The following is a 16,034-nucleotide window of genomic DNA, read 5'->3' on the forward strand; positions in this document are numbered from 1 at the left end:
CGAGCCCGCTCACTTCGCGCCCGCCTTTTCCTTCTTGCGGTACATGGCCAGCATCCGTTGCGTCACCGCAAAGCCGCCAAAGATGTTGATGCTCGCCAGCACCACCGCCGCCAGCCCCAGCCATTTGGCCCCCGGCGACCCGGCGGCCGCGCCCGCAATCAGCGCGCCGACGATGATGACTGACGAAATGGCGTTGGTCACCGCCATCAGCGGCGTATGCAGCGCCGGCGTGACCGACCACACCACATAATAGCCGACGAAACAGGCCAGCACGAACACCGACACGATCGAGATGAAGTCCAACTATTCCTCCCCGGAACGATGCGCGATGGGAGATGGCGGGCCGTGCCGCGGCATCACGACACCAGCCTCGGGTGCACCACCCGCCCGCCCCGCGTCAGGCGGATCGCGTCGCCGATCTCGTCGCCATCGGGCAGCACCGGCCGCCCCGCCTCCTTGTCCCAGAAGGCGGACAGGAAATTGAACAGGTTGCGCGAGAACAGCGCGGAAGCATCCGCCGGCAGGCGCCGCGCCAGGGCCGGATAGCCGATGATCGACACGCCATGGCGCACCACCACCTCGCCGGCGACCGCGCCCTCGACATTGCCGCCCTGCTCCACCGCCAGGTCGACGATCACCGATCCGGCCCGCATGCTCGCCACCTGCGCATCGCTGACCAGCCGGGGTGCCGGGCGGCCGGGGATCAGCGCGGTGGTGATGACCACATCCTGCTTGGCGATATGGCCCGACACCAGTTCGGCCTGGGCGGCCTGATATTCCGGGCTCATCTCGCCGGCATAGCCGCCGGTGCCCTCGCCCTCGATCCCGGCCACCTGCTCGACGAAGATCGGTTTCGCGCCCAGCGACTGGATCTGCTCGCGCGTGGCGGCGCGCACGTCGGTGGCGGACACCTGCGCGCCCAGCCGTCGCGCGGTGGCGATCGCCTGCAATCCCGCCACGCCGACGCCCATCACGAACACGCGCGCCGCCGCCACCGTGCCCGCCGCGGTCATCATCATCGGAAAGGCCCGGCCATAGGCGTTCGCCGCCTCCAGCACCGCCTTGTACCCGGCCAGGTTCGACTGGGACGACAGGATATCCATCGACTGCGCGCGCGTGATGCGCGGCATGAACTCCATCGCTAGCGCCTCCAGCCCGGCCGCGCCATAGCCATCCAGCCGCGCCCGCGCGCCGAACGGATCATGCGCCGCCACGACCCAGGCACCGGGCGCCGCACCCGTCAGCAGCGCCGGATCGGGGCCCTGCACGCCCAGCACGATGTCCGCACCCGCGACCACCGCCCCGGCCTCGCCGATCTCCGCCCCGGCCTCGGCATAGGCGGTGTCGGCCAGGGTCGCCCCGGCACCCGCACCGGTTTCGACCGCCACGCGTGCGCCAAGCGCGATCAGCTTCTTCACCGTCTCGGGCGTCGCGGCCACGCGCGTCTCGCCCTCGGCCCGCTCGCGCAGCACCGCGATCTTCGGGGAGCCCCCGGCGGGGGCGTTCATCAGGAGATCAGCCAGATCACGAGCGCGACGAGGATCGCCACACCCACCGAACCCCATTTCAACAGGCCGATCATCGCATGATAGGTCCCGACGTGCGCCTTCATGTCTCCGTTGCCGGCCATGGCCTCATCCCGTTATTTTATGTCGCCGAAGGCCAGCTTAACCAGACCATCGCCGCGCCTCAAGACCCGGCACATATCCGTACCATACGTCCGCAAGCGTTTTTTAAGGGTAGACTGTCCCGATTTAAGGCGGTTTTAAAGGCTGCCCCCTAGTTCGGGGCTCCACCAACGGGATACGGGATCGATCATGACGCGCAACGGACAGCGCCTGCTACTCCTGATCGACGACGAGCCGGCCCAGCGCCGGCTGGTGGCGGCCCTTGCCCAGCGTCGCGGCTGGCGGGCGATCTTCGCGGCCGATGCCGACATGGCGCTGGCCACGCTCGGCACGCAGGAGGGGATGCAGCTCGATGCGATCCTGATGGACTGGTCGGACGATGCCGACGCGGCGCCCTTCATCACCGAATTGCGCCGTCATCGCCCGACGCTGCCGATCCTGATGCTGACCGCCAACGGTTCGGTTACGCAGGCGGTGGACGCGATGCGGGCCGGCGCCACCGACTTTCTGGTCAAGCCGCTTGCCCCCGAACGGCTGCTGGCCGCGCTCGATGCCGCGGTCGCCGCGACCACCGGCGGCGAGCTTCGTCCGCTGACCGAGAAGATCCCGGCGCTGCTCGCCTTTGACGAGATCGTCGGCGCCGCGCCCGAATTCCGCGCCGCGCTCGCCATCGCGGCCAAGGCGGCGCGCGCCCGCGTCCCAGTCCTCCTCGAAGGGGAAAGCGGCGTCGGCAAGGCGGTGGTGGCAGAGGCGGTGCACGCCGCCAGCCCGCGTGCGAACACGCCGATGATCACCGTCGACTGTGGCGCCATTTCCGCCAATCTGGTCGAAAGCGAGCTGTTCGGGCATGAGGAAGGCGCGTTCACCGGCGCCTTTTCGCGCAAGATCGGCAAGTTCATCGAGGCCGATGGCGGCACGCTGTTCCTGGACGATATCGGCGAAATGCCGCTGGAGGCGCAGGCGCGGCTGATGCACTTCCTGCAAACCGGCGAGGTTCATGCGATGGGCGGTCGCCACCCGCGCATCGTCGATGTCCGGGTGATCGCGGCGGCCGATGCGCGCCTGCTCGACGCGGTGGAGGCATCACGCTTTCGCGAGGATCTTTATTACCGGCTGAACGCGGTACAGGTCACCATCCCGCCGCTGCGCGACCGGGTCGACGACATTCCGGCGCTTACCCGCCATCTGCTCGCCCGCATCGCCCAGCAACCCGGTCTGCCCGCGCTCGGCATCACCGATGACGCGCTGGCGCTGCTCGCACGCTATGACTGGCCCGGCAATGTCCGCCAGTTGCAGAACGCGTTGTTCCGCGCCGCGGTGGTGTGCGAAGGCGACATGCTCACTCGCGCCGATTTCCCGCAGATCGCCAGCCTGGGCGAACGCCGCCCCGCCGCGCCCCAGTCCGGGGTGACCAGCGGCGGGGTCAGCCTGTTCCATCCCGACGGCAACCTGCGCCCGCTCGACGAGATCGAGGCCGATGTCATCCGCCTCGCCATCAGCCATTATCGCGGCCGCATGACCGAGGTCGCCCGCCGCCTCGGCATCGGCCGCTCGACGCTGTACCGCAAGCTCGGCGAACTCGGCATCGACCACGCCGCCTGAGCGGACTGCTCACCCGCCGGCATGCGCCCCCTCCCCGTTCGCGCTGAGCGAACGGAGGTGGTGGGCCGGATAGCGCGCCCGACGCTTCGGGCGCCGTCCCTTACCAGAGAATGCCGTGCACTGGCTTCATCGGCTCGGGCGCTTCCTCGCCGATGGATTGCAGCAGGTCGATCTCGATCGTGCGGCACATCGCGTTCAGCGGCAGGTCGTGGACGGTATCCGCAAACGGATCGACCAGATCGTCGCCGATCTGCAGCGTCGCCAGGAACATCAGGCCCGCGATCGTCGACCCGATCGGCGTGGCGAAGCCCAGCGTCTCGACCAGACCGATCGGCAACAGCACGCAGAACAGCCGCGTGAAGAAGGTCGGCATGAACCGGTACTGATTGGGCAGCGGCGTGTTCTTCAACCGCTCCATGCCGCCTTGCGCGTTCGCGATGTCGACCAGCACGGCCTCCATCTGCGTCTGCTGGATGGTGTCGATCCAGCCCTTGGCCCTGGCGTCCGCGATGCGGCGGCCGGTGCCGTCGAGCAGGCCGTTGGCCGTGTTGACGCGGGCCAGCGCCGGCTCCGCCTCGCCCCGCGACAGGAATTTCAGCACCGCCTCGTCCACCGGCTGCTTGCGCAACTGGCAACGCAGCGCGTTCACATAGGCGATCTGGCGCAGCACGATCGACCGCTTCAGGTCGCGCGCCTCGGGATCGGGCATGAAGTTGCGGGTCGAGCGCGCGATGTTGCGCGATGCGTTGATCATCAGGCCCCACAGGCCCCGGCCTTCCCACCAGCGCGCATAGGCCGAATTGGTGCGGAAGCCCAGGAACAGCGCCAAGGCCGAGCCGAACAGCGTCAACGGTAGCGACGGCGCCTTGATCGGCATCAGATAATAGGCCGCCGTTACGATCACGTCCCAAACGAACAGGCCGAGCAGCGGACGCCAGACTTCGGTGATGATGACGCGTACGCGTGGAACGGCATCGACGATCAAGGGCGGTTTCCTTTCGCTGAAGCCGGGGCAACGCACGCCACCCCGAATTGATGCAGGTTATCGACGATTTATCCGCCGACGAGCGCCTGATCGCGCAAACCCCGCCAGATGCGCAAGGCCTGAACCGTCTCCGCCACGTCATGCACCCGGATCAGCTGCGCGCCCAGCTCCGCACCTTTCAGCGCCAGCGCGACACTGCCACCCAGCCGCTCGGTCACCGGCGCTTCGTTCGACAACGCGCCGATCATCCGCTTGCGGCTGGCCCCCAGCATGATCGGGCATCCCAGTCCGTGCAGCATCGCCAGCCCGTTCACCAGCGCCAGATTCTCCACCAGCGACTTGCCGAAGCCGATGCCGGGATCGACCAGGATACGGGCGCGGTCGACGCCCGCCGCCGCCACCGCCGCGATCCGCGCCTCCAGCCAGTCGAACACCTCGGTCACCACGTCGCGGTATGCGGGGCGGCCATGCCCGCCCTTTTCCGGATCGGGCGAGTGCATCAGGATGACGGGCGCACCGCTCTTCGCCACCACCTCCAGCGCGCGGTCGTCCCAGAGCAGCGCCGACACGTCGTTGACGATCCCCGCCCCCGCCCCCAGCGCCGCCTCCATCACCCCGGCCTTGCGCGTGTCGATCGACACCAGCGTACCCGCACGCGCCAGCCGCTCCACCACCGGCACGACGCGCCGGGTCTCGTCCCCCTCCCACACGGTGGTCGCCCCCGGCCGCGTCGATTCGCCGCCCAGATCGATCAGCGCCGCCCCCGCGGCCGCCATCGCCACCCCGCTGGCCGCCGCTTCCCCCGGATCGTCATGATGCCGACCCCCATCCGAAAAACTGTCCGGCGTGACGTTCAGGATCGCGGCGACCTGCGGCTGGTCGAAACGCAGTGTCCGTGTTCCCAGCACCAGCGGCGCGCGCGGCGCGGTGATCGCGGCATGCAGCCTCGCCGCGCGCGCATCGCCGCCCAATTCGGCCGCGAAGTCGGCCACCGGAACCACCCGCCGCCCGCCGCCCTCGCGCACTTCATAGGCGGCAAACCACTGCAATCCACCGGCCAGACGCGCCACCCGGCCGTCATGGCCGATCGGCGTATCGACGAACTGGATGGGGCGCAGGTGCAGGCTGGTCATGGTTTTGCGCTTTCCACAAAGCGCGAACAATGAAAACCTCGCGCCACGCTGACGCAGCGGACGCCGACAATGGCGGCCAGGCGATCGCGCATCCGCTCGCCACCGACATGGATCGCCACCAGCAGATGAAGCCGGAAGGATGCGCGGCCCCGCCGCACCCGAATCTCGGTCGGCACCCCGCCCAGCACGACGACCGCGTCCAGCACGCGCAGCAAGGTGGAGGGGCAGGCGATAGTCAGCCCGGTGATCGTCAGCAGCGTATCGTCGGGATAACGGACAGGCAGGGACGCGCGCTCGGCGCATAACGGAACGGACATGAGCGACCTTTGAAGAAGCTTGACGCTGGGCCCCGCAAAGGTTCGGCAATCACGGCCGGGATGCGAGGCGACGCTAGGTGCGGCGGCGATCCGGGCGCGCGACATCACGGTCGGCGCCATATCGCCGCCCGGTAATTCGCAAGGTCATGCTCGACTGCATCGGGTCATACTGCCCGGCGAACGTCGCCGGCGCAATCCTCGCACTTATGGCTGCGTCGCCAGCAGATAGGTCTGGCGCAGCGTGTCGATCGGCTTCAGCACGTCGCCGTCCTCATAATGCCAGAAGGTCCAGCCGTTGCACGCCGGCGTCTCCTGCAACGCCGATCCCAGCCGGTGGATCGATCCCTCGCGCCCGCACGCGCTCAGCAGCGACCCGTCCGCACGCACCGTCACGCGGAACCGCCGCTTGTGATCGGTCAGCACCGTACCCGCCGCCAGATAGCCATTCTCGACCAGCACGCCGAACGCCACGCGCGGCTTGGCCTTGGGGCTTTGCATCGTCGCCAGCGCGCTTTCGTCCAGCGGCAGCGCCGCCGCGATGCGCGCGACGGCGGCGGCGCAATAGCCCGGCTCGCGCTCGATCCCGATCCAGCGCCGCCCCAGCCGCTTGGCCACCGCGCCGGTTGTGCCGGTGCCGAAAAACGGGTCGAGCACCACATCGCCCGGCTTGGTGCAGGCCAGCAGGATGCGGTAGATCAGCGCCTCGGGCTTTTGCGTCGGGTGCACCTTCACCCCGTCCCGCTTCAACCGCTCGCCGCCGCCGCAGATCGGAAACTCCCAGTCCGACCGCATCTGGATCTCGTCGTTCAGGGTCTTCATGCTGCGATAGTTGAAGGTGTATTTCGCCTTCTCGCCCTTCGACGCCCAGATCAGCGTTTCATGCGCGTTGGTGAAGCGCGTGCCCTTGAAATTGGGCATCGGATTGGCCTTGCGCCACACGATGTCGTTCAGGATCCAGTAGCCCAGATCCTGCACCGCGGTGCCGACGCGGAAGATGTTGTGATAGCTGCCGATCACCCAGATCGTACCGTTATCCTTCAGGATGCGGTGCGCCTCGGCCAGCCAGGCGCGGGTGAACGCGTCATAGGCGGCGAAGGTGTCGAACTTGTCCCAATCGTCGGTCACCGCATCGACATGGCTGCCGTCGGGGCGGAACAGCTCGCCACCCAGTTGCAGGTTATAGGGCGGGTCGGCGAAGATCATGTCGACCGACTTCGCCGGCAGCGATCGCATCGCCGCGATGCAGTCGCCCATCAGGATCTGGTCCAGCGGCAGCACCTGCACGTCGGCCTCTTCGCGCCTCTTCGGCCGTGCGATCGCCTGCACCAAACCCATGGTTACCCCTTTCAACTGGGGTCAGATCGACCTTTGCGGAGTCATCCGTCAAGCGCTGATTCAATACGCGACTCGGCGGATTCCCGCGAGTCGCGACAGAACGAAAGGTGTTTGGGGCCACATGTTGAGTCAGGCTTTGGCCATCACCCCAACGGATGGGGGTGTGTCGCTACGGACTCAAAGCGGCAGAGAAGCTTGCGCCACGGGCGCAAAGCTGCGCCGGTGCAGCGGCGTCGGCCCATATTCGCGCAGCGCCGCCATGTGATGGCGGCACCCGTACCCCTTGTTCGAGTGCCAGTTATACTCGGGATGTGATTCGGACGCGGCGATCATGATCGTGTCGCGCCGGTGCTTGGCGACGATCGACGCCGCGGCGATCGCCGGCGATTTCGCGTCGCCACCGACGATCGCGGTCGCGACATAGCTCCAGCGCGGCAGGCGGTTGCCATCCACCAGCACATGGCCGGGCGCGCAGCCGCCATCCGCGCACAACGCGTCCACCGCCAGCGTCATCGCCTTCATCGTCGCCCAATAGATGTTCAGCCGGTCGATCTCCTCGGGCTCGACGATGCCGATCCCCACCCGCGCACATTCGTGCAGCCGCGCACTCAGCTCGGCGCGCACCTTGGCCGTCAGCTTCTTGGAATCGTCCAGCCCGCGCGGCACGCCCTTGGCCGGCAGGATCACCGCCGCCGCCACCACCGGCCCAGCCAGCGGCCCGCGCCCGGCCTCGTCGACACCCGCGACCAGTGGCCCCCACGCCGCATCATGGTTGCGCTTGGGCATCAGCGCGGCCCCACCGCGTCAAAGGGTACGGTGCCCAGCGCATGTCCCATCGGCCCATGCCCCTCGCCCAGCCCCGGTGCCGCGGCCAGCGCCGCCTGCACAAAGGCGATGGCCCGGTCGCACGCCCGGTCCAGCGCCAGCCCCGCCGCCAGCCCGGCCGCGATGCCGCTCGCCAGCGTGCACCCCGTGCCGTGCGTATGCCGCGTATCGATCCGCGGGTGCGTCCAGCGCGTCTCCGCGCCATCGGCGGCGACCAGCCGGTCCTCGATCACCGGTCCCTCGCCATGCCCGCCCTTTACCAGCAACGCCGCGCCGCTTGCGCGCACCGCCGCCTCGCCGCCCAGCGCCGCCAGTTCGGGCAGGTTGGGCGTCACCAGCGCGGCAAGGCGCATCAGGCGCGCGAACGCCGCGATCGTCTCGGCATCGGCCAGCACCGATCCGCTGGTCGCGATCATCACGGGATCGAACACGACCGGCAGGTTCAGCGGCTCCAGCACATCGGCCACCGCATGCACGGTCGCAGCCGACCCGATCATCCCGATCTTCACCGCATCCGCGCCCAGATCGTCCAGCACCGACCGCATCTGCCGCACCACCATGTCGGCGGGCACGGGATGCACGTCCTGCACGCCGACCGTATTCTGTGCGGTGATCGCGGTGATCGCGGTCATCGCATGACCGCCCAGCATCGTGATCGTCTTGATATCCGCCTGAATACCGGCGCCCCCGCCGGAATCGGACCCGGCGACGACGAGGATGCGGGGAAGGGACGCAGCGGAGATCATGTTTCCCGCCATGCCCTTCCCCCATCCCGCCCGCAAGCGGCAGGCGTCTCAGCCCGCCGCCACGCGCACCGCATCGCAGATCCGGTCCACCACGCGCTCCACCTGCGCACGGTCGTCGCCTTCGGCCATCACGCGGATGACCGGTTCGGTGCCCGACGGCCGGATCACCAGCCGGCCGCGACCCTGCAACTCGGCCTCCGCCTCGGCGATCACCGCCGTCACGCTGTCCGCCTCCAGCGGCTTGCCCCCGGCGAAGCGGACATTCTTCAACAGCTGCGGCAACGGCTCGAACCGGTGCAGCACCTCGCTTGCCGGCGCGCCCGCGCGCTTCACCTCGGCCAGCACCTGCAACGCCGCGACCAGCCCGTCGCCGGTGGTCGCATAGTCGGACAGGATGATATGCCCGGACTGCTCGCCGCCGACGTTGAAGCCACGCGCGCGCATCGCCTCCAGCACGTGCCGGTCGCCGACCTTGGTACGCACCAGCCCCAGCCCCTGCGCCGCCAGATGCCGCTCCAGTCCCAGGTTCGACATCACCGTGGCGACCAGCCCGCCGCCGGCCAGCCGCCCGGCGCGCGCATAGCTGGTGGCGATCGTTGCCATCAACTGGTCGCCGTCCACCACGCGGCCCTGTTCGTCCACCACGATCAGCCGGTCCGCATCGCCGTCCAGCGCGATGCCGATGTCCGCGCCGCTCGCCACCACCGTCTCGGCCAGCGTCGCGGGTGCGGTCGATCCGACGCCGGCATTGATGTTGGTGCCGTTGGGGCTGACGCCGATCGCCACCACGTCCGCGCCCAGTTCCCAAAGCGCCGCCGGCGCCACCTTGTACGCCGCACCGTTCGCGCAATCGATCACGACGCGCAAACCGTCCAGCCGCAGCTTTTCGGGGAAGGTCGACTTGGCGAAATGGATATAGCGCCCTTGCGCGTCGTCGATGCGCTGCGCCCGCCCGATCTGGCTCGACGGCACCAGCGGCACCTCGCCGTCGATCATCGCCTCGATCGCCTCCTCGGCCTCGTCCGACAGCTTGTAGCCGTCCGGCCCGAACAGCTTCAAACCATTGTCGGCAAAGGGGTTATGACTGGCGGAGATCATCACGCCGATATCCGCGCGCATCGACTGGGTCAGCATCGCGACCGCAGGGGTCGGCAGCGGGCCGACCATGATCACGTCCATGCCGACGCTGGTGAAGCCCGCGACCAGCGCGGATTCCAGCATATAGCCGGACAGGCGCGTATCCTTGCCGATCAGCACCCGGTGGCGGTGGTCGCCGCGCAGAAAATAGGCGCCGGCCGCCATGCCGACCTTCATCGCCATCGCCGCGGTCATCGCGCCGCTGTTGGTCGCCCCGCGAATACCATCGGTGCCGAAATATTTTCTTGCCATGCCGCCTCCCGTCCGCGGAGCTAGGGGTTGATCCTCGTTGCGGTGCGTTAGCCGCCAATCCTGCAAAGAGCGAGCATGTCGCGAGCCCCCCTGATCCTTCTCTGCCTCGTCATCGGCCTGCTTTCGGGCGTCGCCATCGCCGGCATCTCACCCGTCGCCGCGGGTTATGCCGTCGCGATCGGCCAACCGCTGGGCACGCTGTGGCTCAACGCGCTTCAGATGACGGTCGTCCCCCTTGTCGTCTCGCTCCTCGTCACCGGCGTCGCCGCCACCGCGCAGGCCGCCCGCGCCTGCCGGATCGCGGCACGCGCGATCATCCTGTTCGTCGCGACCGTCACCGCCACCGGCACCATGGCCGCCCTCGCCGGCCCCCTCCTCCTCGACCTCTTCCCGGTGCCGCAGGCCGCCGCCGCAGCCTTGCGCGCCGCTCTCACCGATGCAGCCTCCGTCGCGCCGCCGCCACCGCTGGGCGAGTTCATCGCATCGATCGTGCCGACCAACGTGGTCAGCGCCGCGGCGAACAACGCCTTTCTGTCGCTGATCGTCTTCACCCTCGCCTTCGCCTTTGCGATCACCCGCCTCGACGAAGCGCCGCGCGCGCGCCTGATCGACTTCTTCACCGCGATCCGCGACGCCATGCTGATCCTGATCGAATGGGTCCTCCGCCTCGCCCCCATCGGCGTCTTCGCGCTCGCCCTCGTCGTCGGCGCCCGCGCCGGCACCGCCGCCTTCGGCGCGCTGGCGCACTATGTCCTGATCGTCTCGGCGATCGGTGTGCTCGTCATGCTGATGGCCTATGCCCTGGCGCTGGTCGGCGGTCGCATCGGTATCGTCCGCTTCGCCCGTGCGCTGGCGCCGGCGCAGGCGGTGGCGATCAGCACGCAATCTTCCCTCGCCAGCCTGCCGGCGATGCTTCAGGGCGCCCGGCGCCTCGGCATTGCGGAGTCCACCGCGGGCATGGTGCTGCCGCTCGCGGTCGCGATCCTGCGCGGCACGCAGCCGGCGATGAATATTGGCATCGCCGTCTATATCGCCCACTGGTTCGGCATCGCGATCACTCCCGGCGCGCTCGCCTCGGCGGTGTTCGTCGGCGTGCTGGTCTCGCTCGGCTCGGTCAGCCTGCCGGCGCAGATCACCTTTTACGCCTCGATCGCCCCCGTCTGTCAGGCGCTTGGCGTGCCCATCGCACCATTGGGGCTGCTCATCGCGATCGAGACCTTTCCGGACATCTTCCGCACGCTCGGCAATGTCAGCATGGACCTCGCCGCCACCGCAACCGTTTCGCACCTCAGCGGCACGACCGACCATGAGGGACATCCATGAAATATCGCAGCCTTGGCCCGGAATTCGAGGTGTCGGCCCTCGGCCTCGGCTGCATGCCGATGGCCGGCATCGGTCGCGGCATGTATGGCGAGGCGAATGTGGACGAGGGCATCGCGACGATCCAGCGTGCGATCGATCTCGGCGTCACCCTGTTCGACACCGCCGAAATCTACGGCCCCCTCGTCAACGAGGAACTGCTCGGCCGCGCCGTCCGCGGCCGGCGCGACCGCGTCGTCATCGCGACCAAATTCGGCTTCCGCTATGACGAGAACGGCATGACCGGGGTCGATTCCACCCCCGACAATGTCCGCCGCGCCTGCGAAGGCTCGCTGCGCCGCCTCGGCGTCGAGACGATCGATCTCTTCTACCAGCACCGCGTCGACCCGAACGTGCCCATCGAGGATACGGTGGGCGCGATGGCGCGGCTGGTCGAGGAAGGAAAGGTCCGCCGCCTCGGCCTGTCGGAGGCGGGTGCGGACACCATCCGCCGCGCCGCCGCCGTCCATCCGATCGCCGCGGTCCAGTCCGAATATTCGCTGTGGGAGCGCGATGTGGAGGGCGACATCCTCCCCGTCCTGCGCGAACTCGGCATCGGGTTCGTGCCCTACAGCCCGCTCGGCCGCGGCTTCCTGACCGGCCAGATCAAGACGCGCGACGACCTGCCCGAGGGGGATTATCGCCGTAACGACCCCCGCTATTCGGAAGAGAATTTTGGGCAGAACCTGAAGATCGTCGATGTCGCGCGCAGCATCGCCGACGCCCACGGCGCCAGCCCGGCACAGGTCGCGCTCGCCTGGCTGCTCGCACAAGGTAACGACATTGTCCCTATTCCCGGCGCCAAGCAGCGCCGGACGATGGAGGATTCGATGGCCGCCGCCGAACTCACGCTCTCGGCCGAAGACCTGCGACGCCTCGAAGAGGCCGCCCCCCGCGGCGGCACCGCGGGCCCGCGCTACGGCGAAAAAGCCCTGTCGATGACCCGGCTCTGACGGTTCGCGGGGTGGGGCGCCATGCCCCACCCCCATGCCTCACCGCCGCGGCGCCTTCTCCACCCGCGTATCGATCCCCGCCGCCGCCGGCTCGGCCAGCGCGTCCTCGCCGGCCAGTCCGTGCCCGGCATCCTCCTTCAACAGATCGAGATGCATCAGCCGCGCGACCAGCGGCGAGATCACCAGCACGACCACGCCGACCCCGATCGAGAACCAGCCGATCCGACCGTAGACCTCCAGCACCTTTTCCGGTCCGGCCCCCTCGCCGCCGCTCGCCTGCGCGATCAGGCCGGCGATGAAGTTGCCCGCCGCCGTCGCCAGGAACCAGGTACCCATCATCAGCCCGGTCATGCTGGGCAGCGACAGCCGCGTCATCGCCGCCAGCCCGACCGGCGAGAAGCACAGCTCCGCCATGGTGTGGATCAGATAGACCAGGAAGATGAAGATCACCGGCGTCGGCGCGCCCGCATAGGCCGCGGCACCCGCCACCAGCACCAGGAAGCCGGCACCCACCCCGATCAGGCCGATACCGAATTTCAGCGGCGCGCTCGGGTCCAGCCGCCGCTTGGCAAGCGCCGTCCACAGCCAGGCGAAGACCGGCGCCAGCAGGATGATGAAGATGCCGTTGACCGACTGGAAGGCCGATGCCGGCACCTCCCAGCCCAGGATCGTGCGATCCACCGACCGGTCGGTATAGACGTTCAGCGACGACCCCGCCTGCTCGAACAGCGCCCAGAACAGCGGACACAGCGCGATCAGGAACAGCGCGCCGAAGATGCGGTCGCGGTCCACCTTGTCCAGCGTGAACACCGCCTTGTAGAGGATGAACGCCACCGTGCCGGCCGCGAACACCAGCAGCAGCGTGCCCACCGCCTCCTGATAGCGGATCAGCACCCACAGCCCGAGCACCGCCAGGATGCCGACGGCGTAGATCGCCCATTCGCGGCTCAGCCCCAGCACCGCCCGCTCCTTCAGCACCGGCAGCGACGGCGCCTCGCCCGCGCCGTGCAGTTCGTGCTTCAGCGAGATGAACGCGACCAGGCCCAGCACCATGCCGACACCCGCGGCACCGAAGCCCCAGGCCCAGCCCACCGTCTCGCCCAGCACGCCGCACACGATCGGCCCCAGCGAACCGCCGACATTGATCCCCATGTAGAAGATCGAGAAAGCGGGATCGCGCCTGGCGTCGTCGCGCGCATAAAGCTGCCCGACCAGCACCGAGATATTGGCCTTCAGGAAACCGGTGCCCACCACGATCGAGGCGAGCGCCAGGTAGAAGCCGTTGAGATAGCCCCCTTGCGCGCCCTGCGGCCCTTCGACCAGCGCGATCAGGATATGGCCAAAGGCGATGAATATCCCGCCCGCCAGCACCGCACGTCTGGCGCCCAGATAGCGATCCGCCAGATAGCCGCCGATCACCGGCGTGACGTACACCAGCGAGGTATAGGCCGCGTAGATGCCGAAGGCGGGTTCGTCGGTGAACAGGAAATGCTTGGTCAGGTAGAAGACCAGGATGGCGCGCATGCCATAATAGGAAAAGCGCTCCCACATCTCGGTGAAGAACAGCAGGAACAGGCCGCGTGGGTGGCCCAGAAACGTCTTGCCGCGGCTTGCGGCCACATACGCACTCGCCATACGGGCGATCACTCCATTCAGGTGGCACGCTCCCCACGCGCCGGACGCCCGAACCCTAGCGGCAAAGCCGCGCCTGTAAACCTGCCGGCAAAGCCGCGCCTGTAAACATCGTGCGTAGATCGGTAAGGATGTGACATGCTCAACGATCGCTCGCACCCTCTCGCCTTTCTCGCCACCCGCCGCTCGGCCAAGCCGCGCGACCTTATCGGCCCCGGTCCCGATGCCGCCGGCCTTGCGCAGATGCTGGCGATCGCCGCACGCACCCCCGATCACGGCAAGCTCGCCCCCTGGCGCTTCGTCATCGTTGGCGACGACCAGCGCGCCCGGCTGTCGCAGGTCATCACCACCGCCTACCGTGCCGAGCGCCCGCAGGCGTCCGCCACCGAAATCGCCGCCCTCGACCAGTTCGCGCATCAGGCACCCACGCTGGTCGTGCTGCTCTCCGCCCCCCGGCCCGACAGCCATATCCCGATGTGGGAACAGGAGCTGTCCGCTGGCGCGGTCGGCATGAACCTGCTCCATGCGGCGAACGCGCTCGGCTACGGCGCCGGCTGGCTGACCGGCTGGCCGGCCTTTTCGGCGGTGGTGCGCGACGCCTTCGGCCAGGCGCCCGAGCGCATCGTCGGCTTCTTCTTCATCGGCACCCCCGGCCGCCCGCTCGACGAACGCCCCCGCCCCGATATGGAACGCCTCGTCTCACAATGGGGTGATTGACCATCGACTCACCCGCTCGCATGCTGTATTAACTCAGCATGACAGCACTTAGCGGCGAGGACAGCCCGGTCTATATCCGCCTGCGCGGCACCATTGCCGCCGGCATCCTCAACGGCACCTATCGCACGGGGGACCAGTTGCCCTCGGTCCGCGCCTTCGCCGCCGCGAATGGCGCGAACCCGCTCACCGTCGCCAAGGCCTATCAGAGCTTTCAGGACGACGGCTATGTCGAGGTCCGGCGCGGCGTCGGCATGTTCGTGCTGGCGGGCGCGGCCGAGCGCCTGCGCGCCGCCGAGCGCGACACCTTTGTCAACACCCAGTGGCCCCGCATCCGCGACCACATCACGCTGCTCGGCCTGGACCTGAATGATCTGATGGAGCGCGAACGGGCATAAACCAACACGCCCTCTCCCCCTCGGGGAGAGGGAGGGGCCCGTCGCGCAGCGATGGGGGGGTGAGGGGGCGCCAAGCAGCGCAGCACTGCTGGTCTGCCCCTCACCCTTCCCACTGCCTTGCGGCAGCGGGCCCCTTCCCTCTCCCCGGCCGGGGAGAGGGAGCCTTAAACCTCACCCCGGAAACAGCGCCGCCACTTCGTCGGCACCCAGGTTGATCCCGAACATCAGGCTCAACCGCATGCGATACACGCGCAGGTCGGTGATCGCCCCTTCGGCCTGCTCGGTGCCCGCCCGCCGCCGATAATGCAGGTCGGTCAACGACGCGAAACCATGCGGCAGCACGATGCTGGCGATCCGCAGGCTGGTGAACCGGCTGCCCGGCGCGGTCGATGCCCAGTGATTGCCCATCGCCAGGTCGGCATCCCACACCCGCTCGGTGGTGAAGCTGTATTGCGGCTGGAACCCCTCGCCACCCCCGCGCCCGTCGGTGGTCGCGGCATCGCCGTCGCGCAGCAGCATCCAGCCATGCTGCACGTCGCGCACCAGCCGGAACCGTGCGCCATCGGGCGCGATCCCTTCCGCGCCTTCCACCAATGGCAGCGGCGGCGCATAGCTGCCGCCAAAACCGGGGTCGGCGATCCACTCCTGCTCGCCGATCGTCACCAGGCTGAACGTGTGGGTCAGCGGCGGCACCTCTCCCGCGCCCAGCCACACCCGCGCCAGCAGCGGCCGGGCGGCAAAGCCCAGCGCCGCCAGCGCATCCAGGAACAGGCGGTTCTGCTCGAAACAATATCCGCCGCGCCCCCCGGTCACCAGCTTGGCGAACACGCCGTCGCTGTCGATGGCGATTGCGCGGCCCAGCACGACGTCCAGATTTTCGAACGGGATCGACAGGCGATGCGCGCGCTGCAACCGCGCCAGGCCCTCCACATCGAGCGTGACCCGCGAAGGCAGGCCGATCCGGGCGAGATAAGCGTCGAGATCGAACATGCCCTGCCGGTAGCGCGCCCCGCCGCAC

At 68.6% G+C, this 16,034-nt stretch carries 17 protein-coding genes; 5 read left to right on the forward strand and 12 right to left on the reverse strand.

Going from position 1 to position 16,034, the window contains the following annotated elements; genetic code table 11:
* Positions 1–9: 9 nt before the first annotated feature.
* The 3 genes from GQR91_RS03550 to GQR91_RS03560 are packed head-to-tail and all read right to left on the reverse strand — an operon-like array spanning position 10 to position 1,630.
* On the reverse strand, positions 10–303 hold the full coding sequence (locus tag GQR91_RS03550) for a proton-translocating transhydrogenase family protein (protein ID WP_112381504.1): 294 nt from the start codon (positions 301–303) through the stop codon (positions 10–12).
* 53 nt (positions 304–356) lie between these two features.
* Positions 357–1,508 carry an NAD(P) transhydrogenase subunit alpha gene (locus tag GQR91_RS03555; RefSeq protein WP_149681190.1) on the reverse strand — a complete coding sequence of 384 codons (1,152 nt, stop codon included), beginning with the start codon at positions 1,506–1,508 and terminating at the stop codon, positions 357–359.
* Positions 1,508–1,630, reverse strand: a complete 123-nt coding sequence (locus tag GQR91_RS03560; RefSeq protein ID WP_235903855.1) for an aa3-type cytochrome c oxidase subunit IV — start codon at positions 1,628–1,630, stop codon at positions 1,508–1,510. Before GQR91_RS03560 ends, GQR91_RS03555 begins: the two co-directional genes overlap by 1 nt.
* Before the next feature lie 187 nt (positions 1,631–1,817).
* Here GQR91_RS03560 and GQR91_RS03565 point away from each other — a divergent pair, with 187 nt between their 5' ends.
* Positions 1,818–3,230 (forward strand): sigma-54-dependent transcriptional regulator, encoded by a 1,413-nt coding sequence (locus tag GQR91_RS03565; RefSeq protein WP_149681191.1) that lies wholly within the window; start codon positions 1,818–1,820, stop codon positions 3,228–3,230.
* Positions 3,231–3,330: 100 nt separating this feature from the next.
* Here GQR91_RS03565 and GQR91_RS03570 read toward each other — a convergent pair whose 3' ends face one another.
* The 7 genes from GQR91_RS03570 to glmM form a co-directional block, all read right to left on the reverse strand.
* Positions 3,331–4,215, reverse strand: coding sequence for a bestrophin family protein (locus tag GQR91_RS03570; protein ID WP_149681192.1), 885 nt, complete (start codon positions 4,213–4,215; stop codon positions 3,331–3,333).
* Between the two features lie 68 nt (positions 4,216–4,283).
* Complete coding sequence (folP, locus tag GQR91_RS03575; RefSeq protein WP_149681193.1) at positions 4,284–5,348, reverse strand: dihydropteroate synthase; 1,065 nt, start codon at positions 5,346–5,348, stop codon at positions 4,284–4,286.
* Positions 5,345–5,665, reverse strand: coding sequence for a hypothetical protein (locus tag GQR91_RS03580; RefSeq protein WP_149681194.1), 321 nt, complete (start codon positions 5,663–5,665; stop codon positions 5,345–5,347). The genes folP and GQR91_RS03580 overlap by 4 nt, the downstream gene beginning before the upstream one ends.
* 204 nt (positions 5,666–5,869) lie before the next feature.
* The gene (locus GQR91_RS03585; protein WP_112381510.1) at positions 5,870–7,000 is read right to left on the reverse strand and encodes a site-specific DNA-methyltransferase; all 1,131 of its coding nucleotides are present in this window, start codon (positions 6,998–7,000) and stop codon (positions 5,870–5,872) included.
* Between the two features lie 177 nt (positions 7,001–7,177).
* Positions 7,178–7,786 carry a ribonuclease HII gene (locus tag GQR91_RS03590; RefSeq protein WP_149681195.1) on the reverse strand — a complete coding sequence of 203 codons (609 nt, stop codon included), beginning with the start codon at positions 7,784–7,786 and terminating at the stop codon, positions 7,178–7,180.
* Positions 7,786–8,571 carry a bifunctional hydroxymethylpyrimidine kinase/phosphomethylpyrimidine kinase gene (gene thiD, locus GQR91_RS03595; protein WP_149681196.1) on the reverse strand — a complete coding sequence of 262 codons (786 nt, stop codon included), beginning with the start codon at positions 8,569–8,571 and terminating at the stop codon, positions 7,786–7,788. The genes GQR91_RS03590 and thiD overlap by 1 nt, the downstream gene beginning before the upstream one ends.
* 48 nt (positions 8,572–8,619) lie before the next feature.
* Positions 8,620–9,960, reverse strand: coding sequence for a phosphoglucosamine mutase (glmM, locus tag GQR91_RS03600; RefSeq protein ID WP_149681197.1), 1,341 nt, complete (start codon positions 9,958–9,960; stop codon positions 8,620–8,622).
* 75 nt (positions 9,961–10,035) lie between these two features.
* On the opposite strand from glmM, the gene GQR91_RS03605 reads away from it, so the two are divergent.
* Together GQR91_RS03605 and GQR91_RS03610 are read left to right on the forward strand one after the other, a co-directional pair.
* A complete protein-coding gene (locus GQR91_RS03605) occupies positions 10,036–11,283 on the forward strand; it encodes a dicarboxylate/amino acid:cation symporter (protein WP_149681198.1) in 1,248 nt (415 codons plus the stop codon).
* Positions 11,280–12,272 carry an aldo/keto reductase gene (locus GQR91_RS03610; RefSeq protein ID WP_149681199.1) on the forward strand — a complete coding sequence of 331 codons (993 nt, stop codon included), beginning with the start codon at positions 11,280–11,282 and terminating at the stop codon, positions 12,270–12,272. Before GQR91_RS03605 ends, GQR91_RS03610 begins: the two co-directional genes overlap by 4 nt.
* 39 nt (positions 12,273–12,311) lie before the next feature.
* Here the strand turns inward: GQR91_RS03610 and GQR91_RS03615 are convergent, their stop codons facing one another.
* The gene (locus GQR91_RS03615) at positions 12,312–13,907 is read right to left on the reverse strand and encodes a peptide MFS transporter (protein ID WP_112381516.1); all 1,596 of its coding nucleotides are present in this window, start codon (positions 13,905–13,907) and stop codon (positions 12,312–12,314) included.
* 135 nt (positions 13,908–14,042) lie between these two features.
* Here GQR91_RS03615 and GQR91_RS03620 point away from each other — a divergent pair, with 135 nt between their 5' ends.
* Positions 14,043–14,621 (forward strand): nitroreductase family protein, encoded by a 579-nt coding sequence (locus tag GQR91_RS03620; RefSeq protein ID WP_149681200.1) that lies wholly within the window; start codon positions 14,043–14,045, stop codon positions 14,619–14,621.
* A 38-nt stretch (positions 14,622–14,659) separates the two neighbouring features.
* A complete protein-coding gene (locus GQR91_RS03625) occupies positions 14,660–15,016 on the forward strand; it encodes a GntR family transcriptional regulator (protein WP_112381518.1) in 357 nt (118 codons plus the stop codon).
* Between the two features lie 171 nt (positions 15,017–15,187).
* Here the strand turns inward: GQR91_RS03625 and GQR91_RS03630 are convergent, their stop codons facing one another.
* On the reverse strand, positions 15,188–16,006 hold the full coding sequence (locus GQR91_RS03630) for an arylamine N-acetyltransferase family protein (RefSeq protein ID WP_112381519.1): 819 nt from the start codon (positions 16,004–16,006) through the stop codon (positions 15,188–15,190).
* Positions 16,007–16,034 lie beyond the last annotated feature (28 nt).

The sequence above is a fragment of the Sphingomonas carotinifaciens genome (genome assembly GCF_009789535.1).
GTDB lineage: Bacteria > Pseudomonadota > Alphaproteobacteria > Sphingomonadales > Sphingomonadaceae > Sphingomonas > Sphingomonas carotinifaciens.

What these genes read in the sequence shown, in the direction of transcription:
- GQR91_RS03620 (WP_149681200.1), top strand. Translation starts at nt 14,043, where the DNA reads ATGCTCAACGATCGCTCGCACCCTCTCGCCTTTCTCGCCACCCGCCGC.
- GQR91_RS03590 (WP_149681195.1), bottom strand. Translation starts at nt 7,786, where the DNA reads ATGCCCAAGCGCAACCATGATGCGGCGTGGGGGCCACTGGTCGCGGGT.
- GQR91_RS03580 (WP_149681194.1), bottom strand. Translation starts at nt 5,665, where the DNA reads ATGTCCGTTCCGTTATGCGCCGAGCGCGCGTCCCTGCCTGTCCGTTAT.
- GQR91_RS03560 (WP_235903855.1), bottom strand. Translation starts at nt 1,630, where the DNA reads ATGGCCGGCAACGGAGACATGAAGGCGCACGTCGGGACCTATCATGCG.
- GQR91_RS03625 (WP_112381518.1), top strand. Translation starts at nt 14,660, where the DNA reads ATGACAGCACTTAGCGGCGAGGACAGCCCGGTCTATATCCGCCTGCGC.
- glmM (WP_149681197.1), bottom strand. Translation starts at nt 9,960, where the DNA reads ATGGCAAGAAAATATTTCGGCACCGATGGTATTCGCGGGGCGACCAAC.
- GQR91_RS03615 (WP_112381516.1), bottom strand. Translation starts at nt 13,907, where the DNA reads ATGGCGAGTGCGTATGTGGCCGCAAGCCGCGGCAAGACGTTTCTGGGC.
- GQR91_RS03585 (WP_112381510.1), bottom strand. Translation starts at nt 7,000, where the DNA reads ATGGGTTTGGTGCAGGCGATCGCACGGCCGAAGAGGCGCGAAGAGGCC.
- GQR91_RS03555 (WP_149681190.1), bottom strand. Translation starts at nt 1,508, where the DNA reads ATGAACGCCCCCGCCGGGGGCTCCCCGAAGATCGCGGTGCTGCGCGAG.
- folP (WP_149681193.1), bottom strand. Translation starts at nt 5,348, where the DNA reads ATGACCAGCCTGCACCTGCGCCCCATCCAGTTCGTCGATACGCCGATC.
- GQR91_RS03610 (WP_149681199.1), top strand. Translation starts at nt 11,280, where the DNA reads ATGAAATATCGCAGCCTTGGCCCGGAATTCGAGGTGTCGGCCCTCGGC.
- GQR91_RS03630 (WP_112381519.1), bottom strand. Translation starts at nt 16,006, where the DNA reads ATGTTCGATCTCGACGCTTATCTCGCCCGGATCGGCCTGCCTTCGCGG.
- GQR91_RS03565 (WP_149681191.1), top strand. Translation starts at nt 1,818, where the DNA reads ATGACGCGCAACGGACAGCGCCTGCTACTCCTGATCGACGACGAGCCG.
- thiD (WP_149681196.1), bottom strand. Translation starts at nt 8,571, where the DNA reads ATGATCTCCGCTGCGTCCCTTCCCCGCATCCTCGTCGTCGCCGGGTCC.
- GQR91_RS03605 (WP_149681198.1), top strand. Translation starts at nt 10,036, where the DNA reads ATGTCGCGAGCCCCCCTGATCCTTCTCTGCCTCGTCATCGGCCTGCTT.